At 73.2% G+C, this 25,206-nt stretch carries 13 protein-coding genes; 9 read left to right on the top strand and 4 right to left on the bottom strand.

Annotated features, from left to right (window positions below):
• Nucleotides 1-26: 26 nt before the first annotated feature.
• From WMF24_RS08480 to WMF24_RS08465, 4 genes are all read right to left on the bottom strand, one after another.
• Nucleotides 27-3,536, bottom strand: a complete 3,510-nt coding sequence (locus WMF24_RS08480) for a hypothetical protein (RefSeq protein WP_437735866.1) — start codon at nucleotides 3,534-3,536, stop codon at nucleotides 27-29.
• Nucleotides 3,533-4,705, bottom strand: a complete 1,173-nt coding sequence (locus WMF24_RS08475) for a hypothetical protein (protein WP_437735865.1) — start codon at nucleotides 4,703-4,705, stop codon at nucleotides 3,533-3,535. The genes WMF24_RS08480 and WMF24_RS08475 overlap by 4 nt, the downstream gene beginning before the upstream one ends.
• 60 nt (nucleotides 4,706-4,765) lie before the next feature.
• Complete coding sequence (locus tag WMF24_RS08470) at nucleotides 4,766-5,560, bottom strand: hypothetical protein (protein ID WP_437735864.1); 795 nt, start codon at nucleotides 5,558-5,560, stop codon at nucleotides 4,766-4,768.
• Between the two features lie 192 nt (nucleotides 5,561-5,752).
• Nucleotides 5,753-9,757 carry a protein kinase domain-containing protein gene (locus WMF24_RS08465; RefSeq protein ID WP_437735863.1) on the bottom strand — a complete coding sequence of 1,335 codons (4,005 nt, stop codon included), beginning with the start codon at nucleotides 9,755-9,757 and terminating at the stop codon, nucleotides 5,753-5,755.
• Between the two features lie 374 nt (nucleotides 9,758-10,131).
• On the opposite strand from WMF24_RS08465, the gene WMF24_RS08460 reads away from it, so the two are divergent.
• The 9 genes from WMF24_RS08460 to WMF24_RS08420 all read left to right on the top strand — a co-directional run bounded on the left by WMF24_RS08460 (nucleotide 10,132) and on the right by WMF24_RS08420 (nucleotide 25,094).
• The gene (locus WMF24_RS08460; protein ID WP_437735862.1) at nucleotides 10,132-14,469 is read left to right on the top strand and encodes a tetratricopeptide repeat protein; all 4,338 of its coding nucleotides are present in this window, start codon (nucleotides 10,132-10,134) and stop codon (nucleotides 14,467-14,469) included.
• Complete coding sequence (locus tag WMF24_RS08455; protein ID WP_437735861.1) at nucleotides 14,466-15,062, top strand: hypothetical protein; 597 nt, start codon at nucleotides 14,466-14,468, stop codon at nucleotides 15,060-15,062. The genes WMF24_RS08460 and WMF24_RS08455 overlap by 4 nt, the downstream gene beginning before the upstream one ends.
• Nucleotides 15,050-16,123: a tRNA (adenosine(37)-N6)-threonylcarbamoyltransferase complex transferase subunit TsaD gene (tsaD, locus tag WMF24_RS08450; RefSeq protein ID WP_437735860.1), complete on the top strand. Its 1,074-nt coding sequence runs from the start codon at nucleotides 15,050-15,052 to the stop codon at nucleotides 16,121-16,123. Before WMF24_RS08455 ends, tsaD begins: the two co-directional genes overlap by 13 nt.
• 329 nt (nucleotides 16,124-16,452) lie before the next feature.
• Nucleotides 16,453-17,487 (top strand): hypothetical protein, encoded by a 1,035-nt coding sequence (locus WMF24_RS08445; RefSeq protein WP_437735859.1) that lies wholly within the window; start codon nucleotides 16,453-16,455, stop codon nucleotides 17,485-17,487.
• On the top strand, nucleotides 17,477-19,276 hold the full coding sequence (locus WMF24_RS08440; RefSeq protein WP_437735858.1) for a hypothetical protein: 1,800 nt from the start codon (nucleotides 17,477-17,479) through the stop codon (nucleotides 19,274-19,276). Before WMF24_RS08445 ends, WMF24_RS08440 begins: the two co-directional genes overlap by 11 nt.
• Nucleotides 19,276-20,340 (top strand): PEGA domain-containing protein, encoded by a 1,065-nt coding sequence (locus tag WMF24_RS08435; RefSeq protein ID WP_437735857.1) that lies wholly within the window; start codon nucleotides 19,276-19,278, stop codon nucleotides 20,338-20,340. The genes WMF24_RS08440 and WMF24_RS08435 overlap by 1 nt, the downstream gene beginning before the upstream one ends.
• Nucleotides 20,341-21,139: 799 nt before the next feature.
• Nucleotides 21,140-21,454: a hypothetical protein gene (locus WMF24_RS08430; RefSeq protein WP_437735856.1), complete on the top strand. Its 315-nt coding sequence runs from the start codon at nucleotides 21,140-21,142 to the stop codon at nucleotides 21,452-21,454.
• Nucleotides 21,455-22,316: 862 nt separating this feature from the next.
• Entirely contained in the window at nucleotides 22,317-23,408 is a 1,092-nt protein-coding gene (locus tag WMF24_RS08425; RefSeq protein WP_437735855.1) for a tetratricopeptide repeat protein, read from the top strand.
• A gap of 27 nt (nucleotides 23,409-23,435) precedes the next feature.
• Complete coding sequence (locus tag WMF24_RS08420; protein ID WP_437735854.1) at nucleotides 23,436-25,094, top strand: hypothetical protein; 1,659 nt, start codon at nucleotides 23,436-23,438, stop codon at nucleotides 25,092-25,094.
• Nucleotides 25,095-25,206 lie beyond the last annotated feature (112 nt).

Genomic DNA, 25,206 nt, shown 5'->3' with positions numbered 1-25,206 from the left:
TCACCGGCCCCATCGTCGCCAGCCGCTCAGCGGTCGGGACGCGCGGTGCCAGGCTCGTTCCATACCGCCTCCGGCACCTTGGCGCCCGGGTCGAAGCGGCACGTCATCGGGCGCACCTCGACGGACGCGCCGCTCGCCCCGGACGAGCCCGCCGCGGCCCGGAACAGCCACGAGCGCGCGAGATCGCCCGGGACAATCGCCGACAGAGGAGCTCGGCCGATCGATCGCGCCTCCCAGCCCGCGACACACGGGGCGGCGGGCGTGCCGTGGAGCACCATGGCCGCGGTCAGGAGCACCATCGCCTCGGGCGCGCCGGAGGTGCCGGCCGCGTCGGTGACCAGGACGGGGTGGCGCGTACCCGGGAACAGCGCCTCGCTCCCGAGAAAGAGCGGCGCCTCGTGGCGCGCGGTCGCGGCGCGCTCGGCGGCCGAGCAGGCGCGCGGCGCGTCGCCGAGGTCGAGCGGCGTGGGCAGCGGCTGCGCCGGGCCGAGCGTTCCATCCCCGCGGAAGGACTGGAAGATCGCCCACGCCGTCGCGTGCCGGGGATCGGCGACGAGCGTCGTCACGCCGATCGCTTTGCCGGCGTAGGTCCAGTCGGTGTGCACGATGCGGTCGCGCCCCGGCGGGGGCGCGACCGTCACCGCGTCGATCGCCCACGGGGCGCCGGGGTCCGGCGGGGCCGCCGCGCCGGAGGGCGCCGGGGCGGGGCGGTGCGCGAGCAGCATCGCGGTCACCGGGCCGCTCGACGCCGGCCGGACCATGCCCACGCCGACGGGCTGGCCGTCCGCGAGGACGGCGTCGCCGCGCACGTCGAGGCTGCCGCGGACGCCCGACGCGGGCCAGGTCGGGTACTCGAAGCGCTGGAGCCTGCCGGAGGGCTCGTAGAAGAACGTGAGCGCCGAGTGCGCGCTGCCGGAGTGAGGGCGGAGGAAGAGCCCGTGCAGCGAGACGGACAGGAGCGCGGGGTCGAAGTGGTCCTCGGGCGCCGGCGCGCGGCGCGCGGCCGCGCCGGGCTGGGGGCGCGCTCCCGACGGTGGCTGTCGCGCCGCGTCCGGGACGACCTTCACGTCGCCGAGCTCGAACGGGCCGGCGTCGGGGATCACGCCGCGACCGGAGGTGCCATCCATCCAGTTCTCCCAGGCGATCTCGACGTTGCGCATCGGCGTGCCCGGCTTCGCCGCGCCGCCGGGGAGCCGCACGCGGGCGACGGCGTAGCCCTCCATCTGCGTCGTGACGTTCGTCGCGACCCGCGCTCTCCCGGGCCCCGGCGGCACCGCGGGCAAGAGCGAGCGCGTGACGATGCGCGCCTCGCCGGCGCCCGACTCGGGGAGGATCGCGGAGACGACGTCGACGGCGCCGCTCGGCGCGTGGGTGAGCAGCGACCAGACCGACCGGCCGCGCAGCAGCTCGTCGGCGTCGGGCAGGCCGAGGCCGCTCGAGTCGACGTTGTCGATGCGCGTCCACTTCGACGACGGCAGCGTCTCGCAGACGATGGGCGTGCGCACGGCGGGCTGCGCGCGCGGCCCGAGGTCCGGCGCGCGCGGCGGCGCGCCCTCGGCCTGGCCGCCCCAGCCGACGCGGGTCGCGACGTCGCCGAAGAGGCAGCCGCTCGCGCCGCACGTCGTCGCGACCGGGGTCTGCGCGAGCTCGCGCGAGAGCGCCGGCATCTCCGGGAGCTCCGACCAGCTCACGCCGCCGTCGAGCGACTCCCAGAGCACCGCGACGTCCTCCGCGCCGGCGCGCGGCGCGCGCGAGGCGAGCGCGACGACGCGCCGGCCGAAGCCGGCGAGCGCCGCGCTCTCCGCCGGCGGGGCCGCCACCGTGAGCACCCGGCCGTCCTCGTCGGCGGTGAGGTACGTGAGCGCGCCGCGATCCGAGAGCAGGAGGCCGACGGCGCCGTCGTCCGCGGGGCGCAGCGCGCTCTCCTCGACGATCTCGAGCCCCTCGGACGACGGGCCGTCGCCCTCGGCTTCCTCATCCTCGGCGTCCTCGGCCGGGGGCGCCGGCGCCGCGGCGGTCGCGTCGAGCGAGCGCGGCGCGAACGTCTCGCCGCCGTCGTGCGAGACGAACAGCGCGAGGCGCTCGTCCTTGCCGCGGTAGCCGAGGAAATACGCGGAGCGCCCGTCCGCCGAGAACGCGGGCAGCGCGGCGGGGGCGCTCAGCGTGGGGGCCGCCGCGAGGGCGACCGCCGCGCGGGCGTCGGGCCGGGCGCCGTCGTGCGTCAGGAGCAGCGGCGCTGTCGGCTTGCAGCCGTCGGCGCCGTCGACCGGCTTGCAGGCGCCGGTCAGGAGCGCCGCGCCCTCGGGCGCCACCGCGACGGCGACCTGGTCGATGTCCGACGTCTCCAGCGTGGCCGCGGGCGACCACGTCGCGCCGCCGTCCTCGCTGCGGAGCACCCGCGCGAGGATGCGATCGCCGTCCGGCTCGGAGCACACGGCGACGATCCGTCGACCGTTCGCGCCGTTCGCGCCGAGCTTGATGCTGCCGCATTCGCCCGTGCCCGGGAAGGGCGCCTCCTTGAGCGGGCCCTCGATGGGGCCGGTCGCGAGGCGCCACGGCGCGCCGGCGTCGTCCGGCCGGACCGCCTCCACATAGCGATCGCCTGTCATCGCCGCCCGCCCGAACCACACGGCGGCGGCGGACGGGGCGCGCGGGGCCGAGACGGCGAGCTCGAGGTCGGCCCGCGGGAGCGCCGCCGCGCTGCGCGAGAACGCGGGCGCGCGCCGCGGATCCCAGGTCGCCGACGCGAGGAGGCCCTCGGCGAGGAGCTCGCCGCCGAGGACGCCGACCCGCGAGAGGCCCATGGCCGGCAGCGGCGCGCGCGACCAGGTCGCGCCGCCGTCCTCGCTCGCGAACAGCGCCTCGGGCAGCGCGAGCGCGAGCGCCTTGCCGCCCTCGGCCATCGCGACGCCGAACGCGCGCGGCGGCACGGAGCCACCCTGCCCCGCGGCGCCGTCGAGCGCGACCGGCTTCCAGCCGAGATCCTCGCGCCACCGGAGCACGCCGCCGCCCCGGGTCACCCCGAGCAGCGCGCCGCCGGCGCCCGCGACCTGCGCGAGCGGCTCGGGCGGCGTGAGCGTGCGCGTGAGCTGGCCGAGCGGCGAGGAGGCCTCGTAGATCGCCCCGCTCTCGCCGACGAACATCCACGAGGCCGGCGAGCGCCGCACGATCGCGGTGAGCTCCTCCGGCGCGGGCGAGGCGCTCACCCTGCCCTGGCCGGCGCAACGCGCGGACGGCGAGGCGGCGGGAGCGTCCGCGGGCGCCTCGGGATCGGGCGTCACCGTCCAGCGCTGGCCGCCCGGGGCCACGACGACGCAGCCGGCGCCCGCGGGGGCCCACGCGACCGCGGCGTCGGGCGCCGCGGGGTGGTAGCTCCAGCGCGCCGGCGAGGTGTAGGCGGCGCCCGCGATGTCCGCCGGCGGGACGGCGGGCTCGGCGGGGCGGGGCGGCTGGGCCGGGGCGCCGGAGCAGCCGGCGAGCGCGCACGCCGACGCGAGGGCGACCGGCGCGCGGGTCCGCGACGGCGGCGAGGTCATTCGACCCAGCGGGCCACGAACAGGTTGGTCTCGCCCGGCTTCTCGCCGTGCCGGTTCGAGGCGAAGACGACGTGCTCGCCGGTCGGCGAGAACATCGGGAAGCTGTCGAAGCCCTCGTAGAAGGTGACGCGCTCGACGGGCGGCGCGCCGTCCGCCGACGGGGGCGCCTCGGGGTCGACAAGGTAGATGTCGAAGTTCGGCATGCCGCGCGCGCCCTGCGGGGTGCTGAAATCCGAGGCGAAGACGAGGCGCCGCGAGTCCGGCAGGAAGTAGGGCGCGAAGTTGGCGCGGCCGTTCCTCGTCACCGCGCGCGCGTTCTGCCCGTCGGCGTCCGCGACGAAGATCTCGAGCGCGCTCGGGCGCACGAGCCCCTTGGCGAGCAGCGCGCGGTAGTCGTCGAGCGCGGCGCCGGTCGGACGGCTCGCCCGCCACACGAGCTTTGTACCGTCAGGGGAGAAAAACGCGCCACCGTCGTAACCGGGCGTGTTCGTGATGCGCCGGACGTCGGAGCCGTCGAGCTTCGCCGTGTACAGCTCGAGGTCCCCGTCGCGCGTGCTCGTGAACACCATGCGCGAGCCGTCGAACGCGACGGTGGCCTCGGCGTCGTAGCCCTTGCCCTGGATGAGGGGGCGGAGATCCGAGCCGTCGAGCTTCGCTGTGTAGATGTCGAACTCGTCGAGCGGCCACACGTAACCCTGCGAATGGTCGGGCTTCGGCGGGCACGCCTCGCCGGCGGCGTGGGTGGAGGCGAACAGGACGCGCGCGTCGGCCGGGGCAGCGGGCGCGGGGAAGAGGAAATAGCCGCAGGTCGTCTTGCCCTGGCCGTTCGAGACCCGGCGGACGTCGCCGCTCTCCAGGTCGATGACGTACTGCTGGTCGCACTTGTTGCCGTCGCGGGTCGACTGGAACACGAGCTTCCTGCCGTCGGGCGACCAGTACGCCTCGGCGTTCTCGCCGCCGAACGTGAGCTGCCGGAGGTCGGCGAGGTGCTTCTCGCGCGGATCGGCGGCGACGCTCTTGCCGGCGCGGACGCGGAACGGGAGCCACTCGGGCTTCGCGGTGGTCGTCGCCTCGGGGATCTGACCGAGGGGCTCCTTCGGCCGGGGTTCCGGCGAGGCGCAGGCGGCGAGCAGCAGGCAGGCGAGGGCGGCGGTCGGCCTTCGGTTCATGGCGGCGCGACTCTAGTACGAAAGCGCCGGGACGTCGCGCGCGCAGCTACGGGCGGGAGATCACTGGCGGAAGATCGTCACCGTCGTCGGAATCGTACGGCCACCGCCGCGGCAGTTGGGAAAGATGCCGTCCGACGTCGGCTTGCCGCAGAGGTCATCGCAGTCACCGAGGACGTCGATGATACAGCCCGACGCTTCGACGCCCGTGCCCCCGCAAACGCGGCTGATGAGCGTCGACCCGGGCGACCTGCACGCGAACCGGAGCGGCTCCGGGGCGAAGAGATCGCCGAAATAAGCCCCCTCCCGGTGAGGGAAGCTCTCCTGCTCCGCGGTATCCGCGTCCAGGGCCTTGTTCTTGCCGCGCATCGAGATGGGGAGGCTCTCCCCGAGGTAGTTGACCCTGGCCAGCATGCAGGCCGACACCCATCCCTGGCAGTGGGCGTTGCAGTGCCCATGCGCGCGGCCCCACTCGGGCGCGAGGCCGATGTCCCCGTCGAACACGTGGGTCTCGCCGTCGAGCGACACCTGCACGGACTGACCCGCCGGGAGCGCGCAGCCCGCCACGTAGGTCAAGAACTCGCGCGCCAGGGGATCGCGCAGGGCGCTCATGACATCGCTGCTGCGCGCGATTCCCTCGTTCGTCAGCGGGCCGCCCGTGAACGCCTCGGTCGCGAGCCGGTCTGTCGTGAGCGCGTTGGCCGTCAGCGCATCATGCGTGAACGCGTTCCGCGTGAACAGCTCTCGCGCCGCCGCGTCGACGTGCTCCTCCAGAGGCTCGGCGTCGCCGACACAGGCCGGCAAACAGACGCTGAGCAGGCCCAGGATCGAGATGGCCAGTCCGATACGATTTCGCATAGCCCCCTCAACACGAATGAAACACGCATCAGGAGTTCCCTCAATGCCTTTCAGGCAGTATCTGAAAAATTCCGTATCTGCGATGACGTCGTGAGGACGGCGCAAGAACGGTCGGACAGGCGAGCGCGTGGGGCGCGCGCGGACTCAGGGAGAGCCGCAGGCAGGGAATCCTACGTACGGTGAATCACCGTGTCACGGTGATGCGCTATCGCCGAGCCACCTCGCTGCCAGCGCGAGCGTCTCGCCGTTGTCGAGCGAGGAGAGGAAGTGATCCCGGTAACGAGGATTCGAGATCTGGTCGGCGCGCGCGAGCACGCTGCGCCGCGCCTTGTCGATCGCGGCGAGCGCCTCGGCCTGCCGGCCGCTCGCGAAGAGGGCCTCGGCCCGGACGAGCCGGATCAGCGACTCGCCCTCCTCGACGGCGCCGAGCGACTCCACGAGGGAGAGCGCCTCGCCGGAGAGCGCGAGCGCCTCGTCGGTGCGGCCCTTCCGGAGCAGCACGCGCGCGGAGAGCGCCCACGCCGCGGCGCGCAGCGGCGGCGCGCTCTGCAGGAGCTCCGCCGCGGCGCAGGCCTCGGCCTCGGCGGCGGCGAGATCCCCGCCGAGCAGCGCCGCCCTGGCCAGGTAGGCGCGGGCGACCCCCTCGGCCCTCGGATCGCCAAGCCGCTGGAACGTCGCGATCGCCTCGGCCTCGACCCGCCGCGCCTCGTCGAGATCGCCGCGGGCGATCATCACGTTGCCCAGGTTGCTGCGGGCGTACGCGGCGAGGTCGGTGAGCTCCATCTGCTCCGCCGCGCGCAGCGCCGAGCGGAGGGCGGCCTCGGCCCCCTCGTTGTCGCCGAGCTCCATGGTGATGGCGCCCAGGTTCACCCGCAGCGAGCAGGCGTTGCGCCGGTCGCCGCTCCGCTCGAACACCGCGAGCGCCGCCTCGATGCCCTCGAGGCAGGCGCCGGGATCGCCGGAGGTCATCGCGCGGATGGCGCGCGCCTCGCAAAGCCGGGCGAGCACCTCGACGTCGAGCGGCCGACCCTCCGCCTCGCTGCGCTCGAGCGCCGCGATGATGCCGTCCGCCGCGGCGTAGCGGCCGCCGAAGACGAGCCAGTGGGCCCCCTCGACGAGGCAGATGTCCCTCCCGGTCAGCGCGCCGCCCCGGGGCGACGCGCCGCGCGCGGTCGTCACCCAGGACTCGACGCGGTCGAGGGCCCCTTGCTTGCCGGCGGCCGTGATCACCTGGGTGATCGCGGCGTACCAGGACGGAGAGCCGGGCTCGAACAGCGCGGCCGCCTCGAGCGCGCGCTGCTCGGCAGCCGCGAAATCGCCGCGCCAGACGCGGGCCTCGGCCTCGACGAGGAGCAGGCCGCCCGCCTCGGCGCCGGCGGCGCCGCACGCGAGGCCGCGCCCGGCGTGGCCGATCGCGGCGAGGAGGTCGTTGCCGCGCAGGGCCTGCTCCGCCGCGCGCCTGTACCACGCCGCCGCCCGCCCCGGCTCGGCGCCGCGCTCGAAGTGCTCCGCGAGCTCCGCCGCGTCGCCCTTCCCCTCCCCTTCGAGCCACTCGCCCGCCAGCCGGTGGCCGAGCTGCCGGTCGTAGTCGGTGAGCGCCCCGTACGCCGCCTCCCGCACGAGCCCGTGCCGGAAGCTGTGCTCGGACTCGTCGGCGCCCGCCTCGCTCGGCGGGGCCTGCTCGATCGCCGCGCCAGCGCACGACGGCGGCGCCTCGGGGGCCGCGCCGTCGCCGGCCGCGCGCGCCGGCGACGGCGCGAAGAGGCCGGCGCCGCGCGCGCCGCCCCGGCCGGGCTGGCGCCTCGGGACGATGACCTCGCGCTCGACGAGCTCGGCCAGCCGATCGGCCACCTCGGCGTCCGCGCCGCCGAGCAGCGCGGCGACGCCGCGCGGGCGGAAGCTCTGGCCGAAGACGCTCGCCGCGCGGAGGACGCGCCGCGCGTCGGGGTCGAGCGCCTCGAGCCGCGCCTGCACCATCGCGAGCACCGTCTCCGGCAGCGCGGAGCCCCGGCCCACGGCGACGGCGCGGATCTGCTCCTCCAGGAAGAAGGCGTTGCCGTCGGCGCGCTCGACCAGCGTGGCGACGACCTCATCGGGGACGGCGCTGCCGAGCGCCTGGCGCACGAGCCGCTCGCTCGCGCGGCGCGAGAGCCCCGTGAGCTCGACCTCCTGCACGCCGCGGCCGGCCCACAGCTTGGGGAACATCTCGCGCACCTCGGGCCGGCCGAGCGCCAGCACCATGAACGGCGCGTCGCGCAGGTTGCGGAGGGCGCTGTTGATCATGGCGACCGTGGGCAGGTCGCCCCAGTGCAGGTCCTCGAGGACGAGCAGCACCGGCTGCGCGGCGCACTCGGCGCGCAGGAACTCCTCCCAGACGAGGTGGAGCTGGTCGCCCATGAGCATGGAGCTCCGGCGCGCGGCCCGGAGCGCCTCGCTGGCCTCGTCCGGGAACGGCGCCCCGACGATCTCGCCGAGGAAGGGCGCCATGCGCTCGCCGTCCTCGCCGTGACGGGCGAGGCGCTCGCGGATCCTGCGCTGCACCGCCGCGGCGGGCGCGCCGTCGGCGACGCCGAGCGCGCGCCGGAGCACCTGCGCCAGCAGGCCGAAGGCGGCGCCGGCGCTCATCGGGTCGCCCCGCGCGATCCAGACCTCCATCGGCTCGCCGCGCGCGCGAAGGCGCCGGAGCAGCTCGTTCCGCAGGCGCGACTTGCCCATGCCGGCGGGCGCCGTGACGAGCACCGCGGACGGCGTCTGCTCCTCGATGCACTGGACGAACGTCGCCTCGAGGAGCGACAGCTCGCGGTCGCGGCCGACGCACGGCACGGGCCTGCCGAGCAGGCGCGGCACGGCCTCGAGGTCGTCGCGCTCGCCGCGCAGCAGGTGGCCGGCCGGGTCCGCGCCGACGTCGAACCGCGCGCCGAGCAGGCCGGCCGTGACCTCGTCGATGCGGACGACGCCGGGCCGCGCCGCGTCGCCGGCGAGGAGCGCGGCGGCCTGGTCGATGAGCTTGCCGATGGGCGAGCGGGCGGAGATCTCGGTGCGCCCCGAGACCAGCGCGACGGGCGCGCCGCCGAGCAGCACCTGCATGGCCAGCGCGCAGCGCGCGCCGCGGGCGGCGAGGTCGGTCGGCGCGACGGCGCCGGACAGGACGACGACGGGCGAGCGCGACTCGATGATCTCGAGGCGGCCCTGGTGGCGCTCGGCCAGGGCGCTGAGCGCGCGCACCCGGAGCGCGTCCTCGCCCTCGGACCGGGTCGCGTCGCTGTCCAGCGCGCCGTCACGGGCGACGAGGAGGCAGATCATCCGGCGCTCGCCGGTCGTGAGCTCGGGGGTCGGGCCGCCGAGGGGCAGCGGCACGCGCCGCGAGCCGGGCGCGAGATCGCCGAGGGACGAGAGCTCGGCGGCCACGGCCGCGCCGTCGCGGGGGCGGTCGCGCGGGGCCTTGGCGAGCATGCGGAAGATGAGGTCGTCGACGGCGGCTGGGATCTCGCCGCGGAGCTCCCGGAGCCGCGGGGGCTCCTCGAGGAGGACCTTCACGAGCACGGAGAGGCTGTCGCTGCCGACGAACGGGGGCCGGCCGGTGAGGCAGCGGTAGAGGACGCAGCCGAGGGCGAAGACGTCGGCGCGGGCGTCGATGGCGACCTCGCCGCGCGCCTGCTCGGGGGCCATGTAGCCGGGGGTGCCGAGCATGACGCCGGGCATGGTGAGCTCCTGCCCGGCCCCGGCGACGTGCGCGACGCCGAAGTCGAGGAGGGTGACCTCCTCGACGGAGCCGCCGACGAGCAGGAGGTTGCTCGGCTTGAGGTCGCGGTGGACGATGCCGAGCCGGTGGAGGGCGCCGAGGGTGGACGCGACGCGCACGCCGAGCGCGAGGCTCTCGGGCACGGTGAGCGGCTCGCGGAGGAGGCGCTCGGCGAGGGTCTCGCCGGCGAGCCACTGCATGGCGAGGTAGGGGTCGCCGCCCTCGGTCGTGCCGTGGGCGACGTACCCGACGACCCCGGGGTGACGGAGCGCGGCGAGCGCCTGGGCCTCCCGGAAGAAGCGGTGCGTCTCCTGGGGGCCCCTGCGCTCGAGGACCTTCAGCGCGACGAGCTCCCCGCTGAGCCGGTCGCGCGCGCGGAAGATCTGCGCCATGCCGCCGGCGCTGGCGTGCCCCTCGATCTCGAAGCGGTTGCCGACGACGTCCCCTGCAAGCATCAGCAGCCCCCCTGCGCCGGCCCCGGGCGCCGCGTCGCTCGCCTGTGCAGTGCGTCCGACGAGCCCATCGGAGTGGCCCAGGATAGCCAGAACCCGGAGCTTTCCAGACAGCAAATGTTGTTGTGAGCGGGGCAACCTCGACTGGTTCTGTCGAACGTCTGTCGGAGGAAATACGCGGCGATAGAGTATGTTCACGGTCCTTCCAAAGCGGGATCGCGGGCAAGAAGGGATCGGGGATTGGCCCGGCCGGGACGGCGGATGGCGCCTGCCGAGCTCACCCGCCCGGCGGCCGCGCCGCCCCGATCGCGCCATCGGCCGAGCCCCCGCCCCCGCTCCGCGTGGCCCGCCGCGCACCGTCGATCTACCCTACCCCGGTGCGTTCCCACGTTCTGGCCGGCTGCCTCGCGGTCCTGATCCCCGCGGCCGCGACGCTCGCGCTCCCGCACGCCGAGGCCGCGGATTTCGATCCATCCGGCCGCAACAAGCGGCCGCGGCCCAAGGCCCCCAAGCCCGGCGGGGGCAAGCCGGGCCCCGCCGCCAGGCCGCAGCCAGGACCGCGGCCCCAGCCCGGACCGCGGCCCCAGCCCGCCGCCGAGCCGCAGGCCAAGCCCGACGCGGCCGAGGCCGGCGACGGCAAGCGGAACGGCCCGTCGAACGACGCGCTGATCGCCCGCTACACGGCCATCGTCATGAGCCAGCCGAGCGCGCCGTTCCCGCTCCAGCGCCTCGCCCAGCTCTACCGCGAGCGCGACGGGAACCTGAAGAAGCTCGTCGAGGAGTTCGAGCGCCGCGCGGCGCAGCCCGGCGCCGACGCCTGGGCCTCGAAGGTCGTGCTCGCCGGCATCTACAAGCAGGACGGGCGCCACGACGACGCCATCAAGACGTACGAGGCCGCCATCGCCGACAGGCCCCAGGACCCGGCGGCCATCATGGCGCTCGCCCAGCTCGAGGCCGACCGCGGCGACAAGGCCCGCGCCCGCGCGCACTACGAGAAGGCGCTGCCGCTGCTCAAGGTCCCCGCGGACGTCGAGCAGACCCGGCGCACGCTGCTCGCGCTCTGCCTCGACCTCTCGGACTTCCAGGGGGCCAAGGCGCAGCACGACGCGCTCGTGAAGAACGCGCAGGGCTCGCTCTTCGTGAAGGCGGAGCTCGGGCGCGAGCTCGCCGCGCGCGGGCACCACGCGCGCGCCGAGGCCGAGTTCCGCGAGCTCGTGAGGTCCGCGGCCGGCGACAACCGCGCGCTCGCGCCGGCGCTCCGCGACCTCGGGCAGTCGCTCGCCAGGCAGAAGAAGATGGACGAGGCCATGGCCGTGCTGAAGCGGGCGCTCGCCGTCGCCGGCGGCGCCGCGGGCGTGCGGGCCGAGATCCTGCTCATCATGACCGACGCGTTCCGCGCCGAGGGGAAGCTCGCGGAGCTCATCGCGATCCTCGAGGCCGAGCGGGGGCAGGACTTCCAGCGGCTCGCGACCCTCGGCGCGCTGTACGAGGAGACCGGCGACGTCGAGAAGGCGATCGCGATCTACAGAAAGGCGCTCGCGCTCGACGGGAAGCACATCGACACGCGGCTCCGGCTCGTGCACCTGCTCCAGACCGCCGGCGAGCTCGACACGGCGATCCGCGAGTACGAGCTCCTGATCAAGGCGGCCCCGAGCAACGCGGACTTCGTGTTCGAGCTGTGCGAGACGCTCATCCAGCGGGGCGACCGGCCCAAGGCGCTCGCCCTGCTCACCCAGCTCGAGGGCCGCGTCGCGAACGAGCCCGAGACGCTCGCCGCCGTCGCCGACTTCTACGAGCGCGTCGAGGAGAAGGACCGGGCCCTGCGCGTGCTCCAGCGGCTCGCGGCGACCGGGGGCGGCGACCCGAGCCACCTCGTCGACCTGGGCGACAGGTACTTCCAGGCGGGCGACAAGAAGAAGGCGCTGGAGACCTGGGCGCGCATCAAGCAGGTCGTGCCGAGCCGGGCACGCGCCGCGGCAACGCTCGGCGAGGTGTACCTCGACCACGACATGGTGCCCGAGGCGCTCGCCGCGCTCCGGGAGGCCGCGCAGCTCGAGCCCGCGAACAACCGCTACAAGAAGGCGCTGGCGATCGCGCTGGAGCGCACCGCGAGCTCGCTCGGCAACGCGGGGCCGCGCTACGCCGAGGCGCGCGCGCTCTGGGAGCAGCTCCTCGCCGGCGCGGGCAACGACAAGCTGCTCGCCCGCGAGGCGCGGACGCACATCGTCAGCCTGTGGGCGCTCACGCACGAGCTGCCGAGCCGCGTCGCGCCGCTCGGCGCGCGGTTCAACGCGAGCCCGCCCGATCTGGAGGCGGGGCGGCTGCTCGCGGAGGTCCAGCGCAAGCTGCACCGGCTGCCCGACGCCGAGGCCACGCTGCGCAAGCTCGTCCAGGCGGCGCCGGGCGACGAGGACGCGCTGCTCGCGCTGGAGCGCGTGCTCGTGCTGCAGCAGAACCTGCTCGGCGCCATCGACGTGCTGGGCAAGCTCGTCGAGGTGAACCCGAAGCGCGCCCGCGAGTTCTACCAGCGCATGGCGCAGTACGCCGCGGAGCTCTACCGCGACGACGACGCGATCCGGTACGCCGCGCGGGCGGTCGAGCTGTCGCCCGAGGACGCGAGCGGCCACCAGAAGCTCGGCGACATGTACCGGCGGCGGCAGGACTTCCCGCGCGCCATCGCGGAGTACCGGCAGGCGCTCGCGAAGAACGACCGGCTCTTCCCCGTGTACTTCGACCTGGCCGAGCTGCTGCTCACCGCCGGGCAGGCCGACGAGGCCGACCGGCTCTTCCGGCGGGTGGTGCGGGCGTCGAACGACGAGGAGCTCGTCGCGCGCGCGGCGCGGATGTCGATGCAGGTGAACCTCGGCCGGGGCTCGCTCGAGGTGCTGGAGCGCGAGCTCTTGCCGGTCGCCGTCGGCAACCCGCAGAAGCCGCTCTACCGGCGGCTGCTCGTCGAGCTGTACGGGGCGATGACGTTGCCGCTGATGCAGAAGGTCCGCGCCGAGGGCCGCGAGGCGGGCGCGGCCGCGCGCGCGGAGCTCGCGAAGATCGGCGCGCGGGCGGTGAAGCCGCTGCTCGACGCGCTCGCCGACGAGAAGGAGTCGCAGCAGAAGATCGCGATCGAGGTGCTGGCGTACGTCGAGAACAAGGGCGCCGGGCCGGCGCTCTACAACTTCGCGATCGGGCAGGCGGACAAGGGCCTGCGCGCCCGCGCGATGATCGCGTGCGGCGCGCTGCGCGACCCGGCGATGCTGGAGCGCTACGAGCAGATGCTCGCGCCGAGGGACGCGGCGGCGAGCGTGCTCCCGAACGACGCCGTCGCGGTCGCCGCGACGTGGGGCGTGGCGCGGCTCGCGGCGGGCGGCGGCCGCCCGGCGGCCAGGGCGGAGGCGCTGCTCGCGCGGCTCCTGTCGTCGCCGGCGCCGGAGGTGCGGGCGATCGCCGCGGTCGGCCTCGGGCTGACGCACGACCGGAGGCACGCGGCGGCGCTCTCCGCCGTCGCGAGGGCGCCCGAGGCCGGCTCGATCCCGCGCGCGGCCGCGGTGCGGGCGCTCGGCGAGCTGGGCGGCGGCGGCGAGGGGCCCGCGCTGTTCATGGCGCTCGCCGACTCGAACGAGCCGGAGCTCCGCCGCGCGGCGCTGATCACGCTCGCGCGGCTGGGCGGCGGCGGGCAGAAGGGCGGCGCCGGTCCGGCCGAAGCCGAGGCGCTCGCGTCGGGCGGGGCCGCCCAGGCGATCGCGGCCGGCGCGTTCTCGTCGGACGAGGGGCTGCGCGCGGCCGCGGTGTCGGCGGCGGTCGCGCTCACGCGGCGCGTGTACCCGCGCGCGCGCGAGCCGCTGCCCGTGCCGGACGGGGCGCTGACGGTGAAGGACGTGCTCGCGGGGCTCGATCCGGATCCGTTCGGCCCCGAGGACCGCGCGGCGGCGCTCGTGGCGCTCGGCCCGGCGCTCCAGAAGGCCGCGGTCGCCGCGGTGGCGACGTCGCCGGAGCGGGCGCTCGTCGTGGCGGACGCGATCCTGTCGTCGCGCGGCGCGCGAGGCGTCCCCGGCGGCGACGCGCGCGGCGCGGGCGGGGCCGGAGGCGAGCGCGTCGGCTCCGGCGGCGGCGCGGCGCTCGGGCTCGCGCCGTTCACCGACGGCCGCGCGGAGCTCGCGCCGGAGCTGAGGAGGCAGGTGGAGGCCGCCGTGGAGGGGATCGCGGCGGCCGTCGTCGGCGGGTTCGTCGCGCTCGTGCGGCACCCGGCGATCGAGGTCCGCACGCGCGCGGTGGAGCTGCTCGCGACGCGGCCCGAGCCGGAGGCGCAGGCGGCGGTCGTCGACGCGCTCGGCGATCCGGAGGAGAGCGTGCGGCGGGCGGCGCTGTCGGCGCTCGGCCCGGTCCGGCACGGGCCGACGATCGCGGCGGTCTCGGAGCTCTTGCGGAGCTCGTCGAGCTGGCCGCTGCGCGTGCGCGCGGCCGAGGCGCTGGGCCGGCTCGGCGCGCCGGGCGCGGGCGGCACGGGCGCGGGCGGCGCGCGGCCGAGCCATGTCGTGGAGACGCTCGGCGCGGCCGCGCGCTCCGACGCGTACGCCCTGGTGCGCGAGGCGGCGGCGCGCGCCCTCGTCTCGGCGGATCGCGCGGCGGCGGCGCCGGTGCTCCAGCAGCTCGCGGCGCGCGACCCCGAGCCGCGCGTGCGCCAGACCGCGGCCGAGCTGATGCGGAGCGCCGCGCCTTGAGCAGCGGCGCCCTGCCCGGGCCGCGGCGCGCAGCGCTGCGGCTCGCGCCGCCCTTGCTCGCGCTCGCCGGCGCGATGGCCGCTGGCGGCGCGGCCGGCTGCGACGACGTGAGCCGGTTCTCGACGACCGAGGGCGAGTCGTACTGCGGCGCCATCACGCTGGGCGGCGCGTTCCGCGCCGGCCTGAGCCCGCGGGTGCAGATGCGGCTGACGCTCGACGCGGACGCGCTCGACGGCCCCGAGCCGCCGGGCGCGCTGTGGACCTACGAGGCGCCCGACGCCGGCGCGCCGGAGCGGCGCCTCCTCGACGGCGCGCCGCTCCGGCCGATCGCCGCGCTCGCGCACGATCCGCTGTCGCGGCTGGAGTTCGGGGAGGGCCGGGAGCGCAACGCGATCTACGCTGTCAGCGCGGCGGCTCCGGATGCGGAGCCGCTGCTGGCGATCCTGTCGCTGCGCACGGACGAGTCGGTCGAGGTCCGGCTGCTCCGGCCCGGCGAGGCGCCGCTCCCCTCGGGCGAGGCGCCCGCGGCGGGGCAGCGGCAGGTGTTCGGCAATTTCAGGCTGACGCGGCGGACGGGGACATGCGGGTTCTAGGGATCGAGACATCGTGCGATGAGACGGCGGCGGCGGTGGTGACCGAGGGGGGCGACGTCCTCTCGGACGTCGTGCGCAGCCAGGTGGCGCTGCACGCGCCGTACGGGGGCGTCGTGCCCGAGGTCGCGGCGCGCGATCACGCGCGCGCGGTGGTCCCGGTCGTGCGCGAGGCGCTGTCGCGCGCGGGCGTTTCGGCGGCGGACCTCGACGGCGTGGCGGTGACGTCGCGGCCCGGGCTCGCGGGGGCGCTGCTCGTCGGCCTGCAGGCCGCGAAGGGGCTGGCGTGGGCGGCGGGCAAGCCGCTCGTCGGCGTGGATCACCTCGTGGGGCACCTGCTCGCCGTGTTCCTGCGGCGCGACGGCGCGCCAGCGCCGCCCACGTCGGAAGAGCGGCCGGCGTTCCCGTACGTTGCGCTGCTCGCCTCGGGCGGGCACACGGCGATCTACCGGGTGGACGGGCCTGCGCTCGGCGCGATCCGGGAGCTCGGCGCGACGCGCGACGACGCGGCGGGCGAGGCGTTCGACAAGGTGGCGAAGCTGCTCGGCCTCGGGTATCCGGGCGGCCCGGTCGTCGACCGGCTCGCGGCCGAGGGGGACGCGGCGGCCGCGGCCGAGGCGGTGCCGGCGGTGATGGCGCGCAAGGAGTCGCTGGAGTTCAGCTTCTCGGGCATCAAGAGCGCGGTGGCGCGCCACGTGGCGAAGCGGGGGCGGCCGGAGGGGCAGGCGCTGAACGACCTCTGCGCGGCGTTCCAGGGCGCGGTCGTCGACGCGCTCGTGCAGAAGACGGTGCGGGCGGCGCGGGCCGAGGGGGTCGAGCGGGTGGTGCTGGCGGGCGGCGTCGCGGCGAACCGGGGGCTGCGGGCGAAGATGGCGGCGGCGTGCGCGCGGCGGGGGCTCGCGCTGTTCGTCCCGCCGTTCGCGAGCTGCACCGACAACGGGGCGATGATCGCGTATGCGGGCGCGCTGCGGCTCGCGGCCGGGGAGCGGGACACGCTGGACCTCGCGCCGGAGACGAGGACGGCGCTGCCGCGGGTGACACGGAAGGGCGGCGGCGCGCGGTGAGCGGGAGAGGCCGGTAGCGGCGCGCGCCGGAGAGGCGGCCTGCATCGGAGAGGCGGCGAGTGGCCGCGCGGCGAGGACGCCGACGCGGGGTCTGGTAGCCTGCGAGCTCTGCGGGGAATGCGGGGAGTGCGAGGGGAGGCCGCGTGTGGGGCCGTGCGGGGCGGTGCAGGCACCGCTCGTGCCGAGGATTACCTCGGACTTGTACGCTGCGGCGAGCCGTGGTCTGATGAGATCTCAGGATACAGGCCGGCCCGCGCTGGCCGTTCTTCCGGCCGCCGGGACAGGACAGCTCGGGAGAGGCGCCCGGTGGGGCGCGAGGATTGTGAGCCATGGATCTTGTTCTACCGATCGTGCTCGGGTTGATTGCGGTGGCGTGCGGTGCTGGCGCCGTGTTCCTGCTGTTGCAGACGACGCAGCTCCGGCGGCAGCTCCAGGACGCGAACCAGCACATCGAGGCGCTGCGGCAGGCCAAGAGCCAGCTCGATCAGATGCGGGCGCAGTACGGGCAGCTCCAGCAGGCGCTCGACGTCGCGCGGGGCGAGGACCGGCAGAAGGTCGACTGGCTCGACGCCCAGCAGAAGGAGATCGACTGGTACAAGGCCGAGCTCGAGAGCCGGCCGAAGATCACGCAGAAGCGCTACAAGATCCTGACGCTCGGCATCAAGTGGACCGGCAAGACGTCGCTCACGCTCAAGTGGGCGAATCCGCTGGTCGATCTCGGCACGCTGCAGGGGACGAAGATCGAGCGTTACGAGCGGACGGTCAGCCACGTGCTCACAAAAGAGGTCTTGACGGAGCACGTGTTCGAGATCGGCGACTGGGGCGGCGAGCACATCGTGGACGCGCAGCAGGAGCTCATCATGGAGGAGATCCATGGGCTCTTGATGGTCGTGGATCTGGCCGGCAAGGACGGGCAGAAGCTCGAGCCGGCGCGCATCCAGGAGCAGCTCCGGGAGTTTCAGCCGCAGTCGCTCCAGTTCTTCTTCAGCCCGAAGACGCTTGCGTCGTGCAAGGCCGTCGTGCTGTTCATCAACAAGTCCGATGTTCTGTCCGGGACGCCGGCCGAGGTGGAGAAGGAAGCGCGCGGGTATTACAAGCCGCTCATCGACAGCCTGGAGCGGTACAAGAACCACATCGACATCCGGGTGCTTGTCGGGTCGGCGAGCTACGGGCACAGCACGCACCATCTGTTCTCGCACTTCGTGGAGCGGATCCTCCCGAAGAACGCGTATGACCCGCAGCTCTTGCAGCGGATGAAGGCGGACATGGGGCCGAACCCGGCGCTGGCGCGGACGGCGCAGCTCCCTGCCCCGCAGATCCCTGCCCCGCAGATCCCGCAGCAGGTCAGGCCCAATGTACGGTAGCGAGGGCGCCTCGGGTTATGTGATCCCGCGGTACCGCGCGCCTGCGGACTCCGCGTGGTATCACGTGCTGCACGGGAACATCCCGGGGCATCAGATCGATTTCATGTACTGCCCTGAGGTGCCGCAGGGGCCCCTCACGACGACGCATTTCAGCCACCTGGCGCGGCTGATGAAGTACATCGAGCCTGCGACGGGGGCGACCCACGCGTTCGCGATCGGGAACCTGTCGCGCGACGACACGCAGCACGAGCCGGGGCATGGGGCGGTGGGTCTCATCTTCGGATTCCGGATCGGCGGCGCGGTCGACCACGCCGGCCGCGGGAATCCGCCGTTCGCGCACGGGATCGTCGCCGTGGATCGGGACCTCGGGTATGCGACGTTGCTGGAGGCGTCGGCGACGTTCTACCGGCACGTGATGAACGCGACGGAGGTCAACTCGTCGGCTGGCATGTTCTACCGCGAGTATGTGAGCGCGGTGCGGGACGCGCCGGAGCGGGTGGCGCACGTCCTGGAGCGGTACGTCGAGGAGTACGGGGATCTTCCGTACCTGAGGCGGAGCGGCGCGACGTGGGACTGGGTTGTCGACGACGGGGTGGCGCCGAAGCGGGTGGTGATCGTGCACAAGCACGACGAGCCGTTCGGCGCGATCGCGCACGCGGCGGCGCGGATCGCGACGGTGCTGTACCGGTCGAACATCAAGTGGACGTCGATCACGAGCGGGCGCGAGGCGGACATCCCGGGTGGTGTGTCGGTGCGGTTCGTGCGGGAGCGCGACGTCACGATGGAGGACCGGCACGGGGTGCTGCTCCGGATCGAGGACGTCTCGGAGGACGAGGCGGAGATCGCGCGGGGGATGTTCGGGGCGCGGCCGCAGGGCGAGCAGGAGGAGAAGCCGCAGTTCGGGGGGTGGCGCGAGCGGTTCGCGGCGGCGCAGCAGGCCGGAGGGGCGGCGCTGGGGGCGCCGGCGCACGGCGCGGCGGGCGCGATGCCGGGGGGCGCGCTGCACGAGCGGCGGGCGGGAGGCTCGGTGCCGCCGTCGCAGCGGGGCGTGGGGATCGGGTGGAACGACGCGCACGCGGCCGGAAGGGTCGGTGTGGGCGGCGGGCGTGCGGAGGCGGGGGCCGGCGCGGCGGCGGGGCTGGGGATGGCGGCGGGTGGGCCGGCGTCGGTATCGGCGGCGCAGCAGGTCGGGCCGAAGGGGACGCTGGTCATCGACACGGAGAAGCTGCTGGGGGGCACGGTGCGGTCCGCGGTGCCCGTCGGGGCGGGGCCAGGGGCGCCGGCCATACCGATGCTTCCGGCGCAGGTGGCTGCGGGGCGGAGCGAGCTGGTCGATGAGATCCCGGTCATCGTCGAGAAGCCGACGCCTTCGAGGAAGTGGGTCTGGGCCGTCGTCGGGCTCGGCTGCATGGGTCTGGCGGCGGTGGCGGCGGTTCTGGTGCTGCGGATGGCACCGGCGAAGCCGGGTGTGGCGCCTGTTCCCGATCCCGTGCCGCCCGTGCCTGCGAGCACCGCCGAGGTGGGCACGGCCCCCACGGCCAGCGCCGCGCCTGCGCCGAGCGCGTCGGTCGACGAGAAGCAGCAGGCCGCGCCGGAGGCGCAGCCTGAGCCCAGGCAACAGCCGGAGCCGGGTGACGACGAGCAGCAAGCGACGGAGCCGGGGCGCGGCAGCACGAAGGCGGCTGGTGCCTCGACGACGAAGCGTCCACCGAGGAAGGGCAACACCAGCAAGGCGCCGTCCTCGCGCCAGCCGTCGACAACGTTGCCTGAAGAGGAACTGGAATTCTGATGAGGATGAGAAAGCAGATCCCTCTGCTGGCCACGGCTGGCCTGGCGGTGGCCTTGCTCGCCGAGCCGAGCCACGCCCAGCAGCCGACGTCGAGGACCCCCGCGGCCGAGAGCGAGAACGATGCGTTGACCGACAAGGTGCGGGAGCTCTTCGACGAGGGCGTGAAGGCGGCCAACGCGGGTCGGTGGAGGGACGCGCACGTGTCGTTCCTCGCGGCGTGGCGGCTCAAGGAGCACTACCAGATCGCGTCGAACCTGGGTGTCGCGGAGCTCAAGCTGGGCAAGTACCGCGAGGCAGCGAAGCATCTCGCGTGGTACCTGCAGGAGGCCCCCGCGACGAAGGTGGAGCAGCGGCGGCGCGCCGAGGGGTCGCTGAAGGAAGCGCTGGCGAAGGTCGCGTCGGTGACGGTGGAGGTCGAACCGGCGGGGGCCGAGGTGACGGTCGACGGGGCGCCGGTGGGGAAGGCGCCGCTCAAGCTGCCGGTGTTTCTCGATCCGGGAGAGCATGAGATCGCCGCGAGGCTCGACGGGCATGTGCCGGAGAAGCGCGCGGTGACGGCAAAGGCGGGGGAGACGGCGACCGTGAGCCTGCGGCTCGCGGCGCGGACGGCGGGGCCGGCGGTGCAGATGGGGAACGGGCCGATCGCGCCAGGAACGACCACGCCGCCCAGGGATACGAGCGGGCCGAGCAAGCCGGTGCTGTATACCGGGATGGCGCTGGCGGGTGTGGCGGCGGGGGTCGGGGTGGTGTTCGGGATCGTGTCGATGAACAAGGAGAGCGACGCGGACGCCTTGCACGTAGAGCTGGAGAGAGAAGGTGGCGAGTACGCCTGCGACGCGCTGGAGCGCGCTGACAGGTGCGCCAGACTCCGGGATCTGCGTGTGGACGCGTGGAACTACACGAAGGCCGCGTGGGGCAGCTTCGGCGGCGCCGCGGTGATCGGGGCTGCGACGTTCATTTATTACTGGACGGCTTCGCCACCATCGGATGCAGCGGCGCGCGTTCAGGTGATCCCGCAACTCGCGGACAAGAGCGGTGGCGTCGTGGTCACCGGCACGTGGTAGTCGACAGCACGGCCGACGCCGGCTGTTCCTGGAGCTCGGTTGCTGGAGGCGAAGCGAATGCGAACGATTCAGCGCAGGTGGTGGGCGGGAGGCGTTCTCGTAGCGGTTGGACTGGGAACCCTTTGCCAGGCGGGGGCGTGTGCCTCGCCACCGCCGGACAGCGAGCTGGCGGACCAGGGCGCGAGTTCGGGAACGGATGGTGGTGGAGGACGTCCCGATCCGCGATGTGACGCAGATCCCACGACGAGCGCCGAATCGGTCATCGACGAGTGCGGGGTCTTCGTGAGCGTCAGTGCCGAGCCGGGCGGGGATGGGACCAAGGCGCGGCCGTTCCAGAGCTTCGCCGAGGTGGCCGCGAACAGAACGAAACGGCGGGTGTATGCGTGCGCGGAAGCGTACGAGGAAAGCAGCGGCATCGTCTTCACGGGCGACGTGGAGATCTATGGCGGGTTCACCGAATGCGACGGCGGCTGGAGCTGGACCAAGAAGGACGAGCGAGCAACGCTCACAGTCACAGCTGCGGCGGCGCAGACAGAGACGTCGAGCACCATCGCGCTCACGCTGAACGGCGAAGACAACTGGCTTCAAAACCTCAACGTCATCGCCAATGGCGCCGCCATTCAGGGCAACTCGTCGATCGCGCTGCTGGTGAACGGCGGGAAAGCTAATCTCATCAACTCCGATCTCACAGCAGGCAAGGCTGGTGACGGAGATCCGGGCAGCTCACCCTCAGACGAACAGGCGCCGAACGGCACAGGCGGTAGACCTGGCGAGGCGGCATGTCTTGGAGGAGCGGAGCATGCAGGGCCAGAGGGCCCGGTCACTCAATGTCCGGTTGGCGGCAATTCGACAGGAGGCCGCGGAGGCGCCGGAGGTAAGGCCAGCAAAGATGAGGACGGAGAGCTTGTTCTTGACCCCAGTGGAAGAGGTGGTGACGGTACACCCCCATACTCGGATACTCCAGGAGGTTCGGGAGGGAATGGGCAACCATCTCCGACCGGAGCGTGCCAACCTGGTGGCCAAGGCGTCGACGGCAAGGATGCTGACCCAGTTGTTCGACCGACAGATCGCGACGATCTCGGTAAGATCGACGCGACCGGCTACACGGGAGTGAACGGCGCAAATGGTACACCAGGAAAGCCCGGCCAAGGTGGTGGCGGGGGTGGAGGCGCAATGGGAGGAGTTGGAGCTTGCTCAGACGGCGCCGACCCCTCAACGCCCCTGATTGGCGCCAGCGGCGGAAGCGGCGGAAGCGGCGGTTGCGGGGGAGACCGCGGCGGCGGAGGGCAAGCTGGCGGCTCCAGCATTGCCGTGGTCATCCTGGATGCCGCAATCAGATTCGATAACGTGACGCTTAACGCAGGCGACGCTGGCAAGGGCGGTCAGGGGGGCAACGGCCAGAGAGGCGGAAACGGAGGTCCTAGCGGCGCAGCCGGAGAGAACAAAGGTAGCGCCGATAGCAGCTGCAAGGGTGGAGAAGGCGGCAATGGAAGCGATGGTCGCCCGGGCGACGGTGGCCAAGGCGGGCACTCGCTCGGCATCGCCTTCAAGGGGAGCAGCGCTCTCGTAGGTCCACTCCCCTCCTTCAGCCTGGGCGACCCAGGTGAAGGCGGACAGGGAGGCACCCTCCCCTCCGCCGGCGCGCAGGGAGTTGGTGGGGTTTCCAAGGAATGCTTGAACTTCAACCCTGGCGAGAACGACTGCCCGTCGCCTCGGCAGTGACGAGCATCTGTCTGGTTCTTCGGAAATCCCTCGTCGAGCGAGCCTCCGTGAAACGCCTCGCGCACCTCATTACAACCGCGGTTCACGTCGCCTCCGCTCCGGGAGCACAGCCGCTCGGGCGACACGACTGCTGATGTGACAACACCGACAGCGAGCGCACGAAGATGACGCCTCGACACGCAGAAGGCTCTTGGTCGGACCGAACCGCCCCCGCCGAGATCGCTGCATCCGGGAGACCTCGGAGCGAAGGAACAATGCGATATCGGCACTGGGGCATTGCGTCGTTGCTGCTCGGACTGCTTATCGCGAATCCTGCGATGGCGGAGGAAACGGCACCGACAGCGCAGCCAAAGGCAACCGCTCGTGCGCTCGCTAACGAGGGCAAGGTTCTGTACGACGCGGGACGCTACGAGGACGCCCTCAGGTCCTTCCGCGAAGCGGAGGCGATAGTCCACGCCCCAACGCTCCTGCTCATGATGGCACGCGCACATGACAAACTGGGTCAATTTCTCGAGGCGCGCGCGATTTACAAGCGTGTCATCGAGGAGGACCTCGACACGAACGCTGCCCCAGTATTCGTGCAAGCCCAGGTATACGCCAAAGAAGAGATGGCCTCGCTGGTACCACGTATCCCGGCGCTGAAGGTCGTCGTGCGCGGCGCCGCCGGCAGCGCCGTCGCGCTGACACTCGACGGCGTGAAGATCGAGCCTCTATCATTCGTGGAACGAAACCCTGGCGACCATGTGCTGATCGCGTCGATGGCGGGCCGCCGCTCCGTTACCAGAACGATCCACCTGACCGAAGGGGAGCGAAAGGAGCTCGTGCTCGATACCGCATCGCTTCCCATCGAGCCTGCGCGGAATCCAGCGTACGCCCCCGTGCAAGGCGCGCCGCATCGTGCGGATAGAAAGCAAGCAAACCACGCGCCCGCCCGCACGCTCGCACGACCGAACGATGCTGGCGGCCCGAATAGGGCACTGGTGTACACCGGCATGGCGCTGACGGGTGTGGCGGCGGGCGTGGGGACGGTGTTTGGGATCCTCTCTGCGAAGCACAAGATCGACGCGGACGACCTGCATGACCAGCTGGAGACCAAGGACGGCCCATCTGCGTGCGCAGGGGGGCAGAATGCCGCGGCCTGCGGGACCCTCCTCAGCACACGGAAAGAGGGCTGGAACTACACGAAGATTTCGTGGGGCTTCTTCGGCGGCGCTGCCGTGGCCGGGGCGGCGACGCTCATCTACTATTGGAGGGCATCATCGCCGGCCGAGGCGACAGCCCACACTCGTGTGATTCCGCAGCTCGGCGAAGGAAGCGGCGGCATCGTGATCACGGGCGCGTGGTAGCCCCAACGCAGACGGCTTCGATTGTGCTTGAGCTGGCTGGAGACGAAGGTGATGCGCGAGGGTCAAGGCAGATCGTGGGCGGCTGGGACGCTGGTAGCGCTCGGCCTCGTTGGCATGTGTCACGCACTCGGGTGCGCCACCTATGACCCCGGTGAGCTTGGTGCGGACGAGACCACCACGACCAGCAGCAGCAGCGGAGTCCTGCCGCGATGCGAGAAGTCTCCGGCAGAGGACCCCAGCACGATCACCGAACAGTGTGGGGTGTTCGTGCGCGCGAGCGCGCCCGCCGGGGGAGATGGGACCAGGGCACGACCGTTCAATAGCTTTGCTGAAGTAGCTGCGAGCAACTCGCAGAAAAGCAGAGTGTACGTGTGCTACGAGTCACAAGACGGGGACAACGATAAAGTCACTGAATCCTACAACGAAAGCAGTGGGATAGCCTTCAGTGACGGCGTCGAGATCTATGGCGGGTTCACCGGATGCTACGAAGAGTGGAAACGGTCGACGAACAAGACAACGTTGACCGTTGCAGTTCCGGAGGGGCAGCCAGAGACGCCGGACACCATCGCGCTCAAGTTGAACGGCGGCGTCAACCGGCTTGAAAATCTTGAGATTATCGCCAACGGCCCACTCGTCCACGGCAACTCGTCGATCGCGCTGCTGGTCAACGGAGGGACGGCCGACATCGTCAACAGCGATCTCACGGCGGGCGAGGCGGGAGACGGAGATCCGGGAGGTACCCCCACAGATGAAACGGATCTGAACGGCATCGCTGGGAGCAAGGGCGCTGCGGCATGTGATCCGGGTACATCGCATCCTGGGAAAGACGGCCCGGTCAAGCAATGCCCTGGCGGCGAGAGCTCCGCAGGAGGCAAAGGTGGCGCGGGGTCCACGTCTGGTCCCGCTGGCGGTGGCGGAGACGGCACGCCAGAGTCCGACCGCGGCGGCGCAGGAGGCCAGGGAGCTCAAAGTGCCAGCATGGCATGCACAGACGGCGCGAATGGAAAACCGGGCGAAAACGGGACACCAGGTGACTCGGTCGAAGATCCCGGCCTCGGCACAATCGACGCAACCGGGTATCAAGGGGTGACTGGGGTACAGGGTAAGCCAGGAGCGCCGGGTCAGGGTGGTGGCGGGGGCGGAGGCGCCGTGGGCGGAACCGCAACTTGCCCAGGAGCCGACAGCGCGACGCTCAGTGGCGCGAGCGGCGGGACCGGCGGCGCCGGCGGTTGCGGCGGGCGCGGGGGTGAGGGTGGCAAGCCCGGCGGCTCCAGCATTGCCGTGCTCATCCTGGATGCGGAAGTCACCTTCCGCGACGTGCAGCTTACGGCCGGCAACGCGGGCAACGGCGGCGCAGGCGGCGACGGCGCACTAGGTGGCACAGGAGGAGCGGGCGGGGACCTCGGAGCCGGTGTGCCGCCAACCTTGCGCGCAAGCTGCGCGGGCGGACGCGGCGGCAGTGGCGGCACCGGCGGCCCGGGTGGCGGTGGCTCCGGCGGCCACTCGCTCGGCATTGCCTTCAAGGGCAGCTCTCTCGGAGGCGAAGTCCGCTCCTTCATGCCGGGCAGCGAAGGTCAAGGCGGCCCGGGAGGCAGCATTCCCTCCGCCGGCGCGCAAGGCGCCCCCGGCCGCTCTGGAGCATGCCTGAACTTTGACACCGGCAACGAGCAGGGTTGCCTCAAGTAGCGACCAGCATCCGTGAGGTTCGCCGGCAATTCCCCAGCGGCCAGGCCCCCACGGGTCCACTCGCGCACAGATCCGATCGTTTCTCACGCAGGCTCCGCGATGGCAGCACGAT

The organism is Sorangium sp. So ce1335, from assembly GCF_051521615.1.
Taxonomy (GTDB): domain Bacteria; phylum Myxococcota_A; class Polyangia; order Polyangiales; family Polyangiaceae; genus Sorangium.
This window is presented reverse-complemented; position numbering and strand designations above follow the sequence as displayed.

Excerpts from the sequence above, each read along its gene's own strand:
- WMF24_RS08435 (WP_437735857.1), top strand. The coding sequence starts at position 19,276 with ATGAGGATGAGAAAGCAGATCCCTCTGCTGGCCACGGCTGGCCTGGCG.
- WMF24_RS08470 (WP_437735864.1), bottom strand. The coding sequence starts at position 5,560 with ATGCGAAATCGTATCGGACTGGCCATCTCGATCCTGGGCCTGCTCAGC.
- WMF24_RS08480 (WP_437735866.1), bottom strand. The coding sequence starts at position 3,536 with ATGACCTCGCCGCCGTCGCGGACCCGCGCGCCGGTCGCCCTCGCGTCG.
- tsaD (WP_437735860.1), top strand. The coding sequence starts at position 15,050 with ATGCGGGTTCTAGGGATCGAGACATCGTGCGATGAGACGGCGGCGGCG.
- WMF24_RS08445 (WP_437735859.1), top strand. The coding sequence starts at position 16,453 with ATGGATCTTGTTCTACCGATCGTGCTCGGGTTGATTGCGGTGGCGTGC.
- WMF24_RS08425 (WP_437735855.1), top strand. The coding sequence starts at position 22,317 with ATGCGATATCGGCACTGGGGCATTGCGTCGTTGCTGCTCGGACTGCTT.
- WMF24_RS08430 (WP_437735856.1), top strand. The coding sequence starts at position 21,140 with ATGCAGGGCCAGAGGGCCCGGTCACTCAATGTCCGGTTGGCGGCAATT.
- WMF24_RS08475 (WP_437735865.1), bottom strand. The coding sequence starts at position 4,705 with ATGAACCGAAGGCCGACCGCCGCCCTCGCCTGCCTGCTGCTCGCCGCC.
- WMF24_RS08440 (WP_437735858.1), top strand. The coding sequence starts at position 17,477 with ATGTACGGTAGCGAGGGCGCCTCGGGTTATGTGATCCCGCGGTACCGC.
- WMF24_RS08465 (WP_437735863.1), bottom strand. The coding sequence starts at position 9,757 with ATGCTTGCAGGGGACGTCGTCGGCAACCGCTTCGAGATCGAGGGGCAC.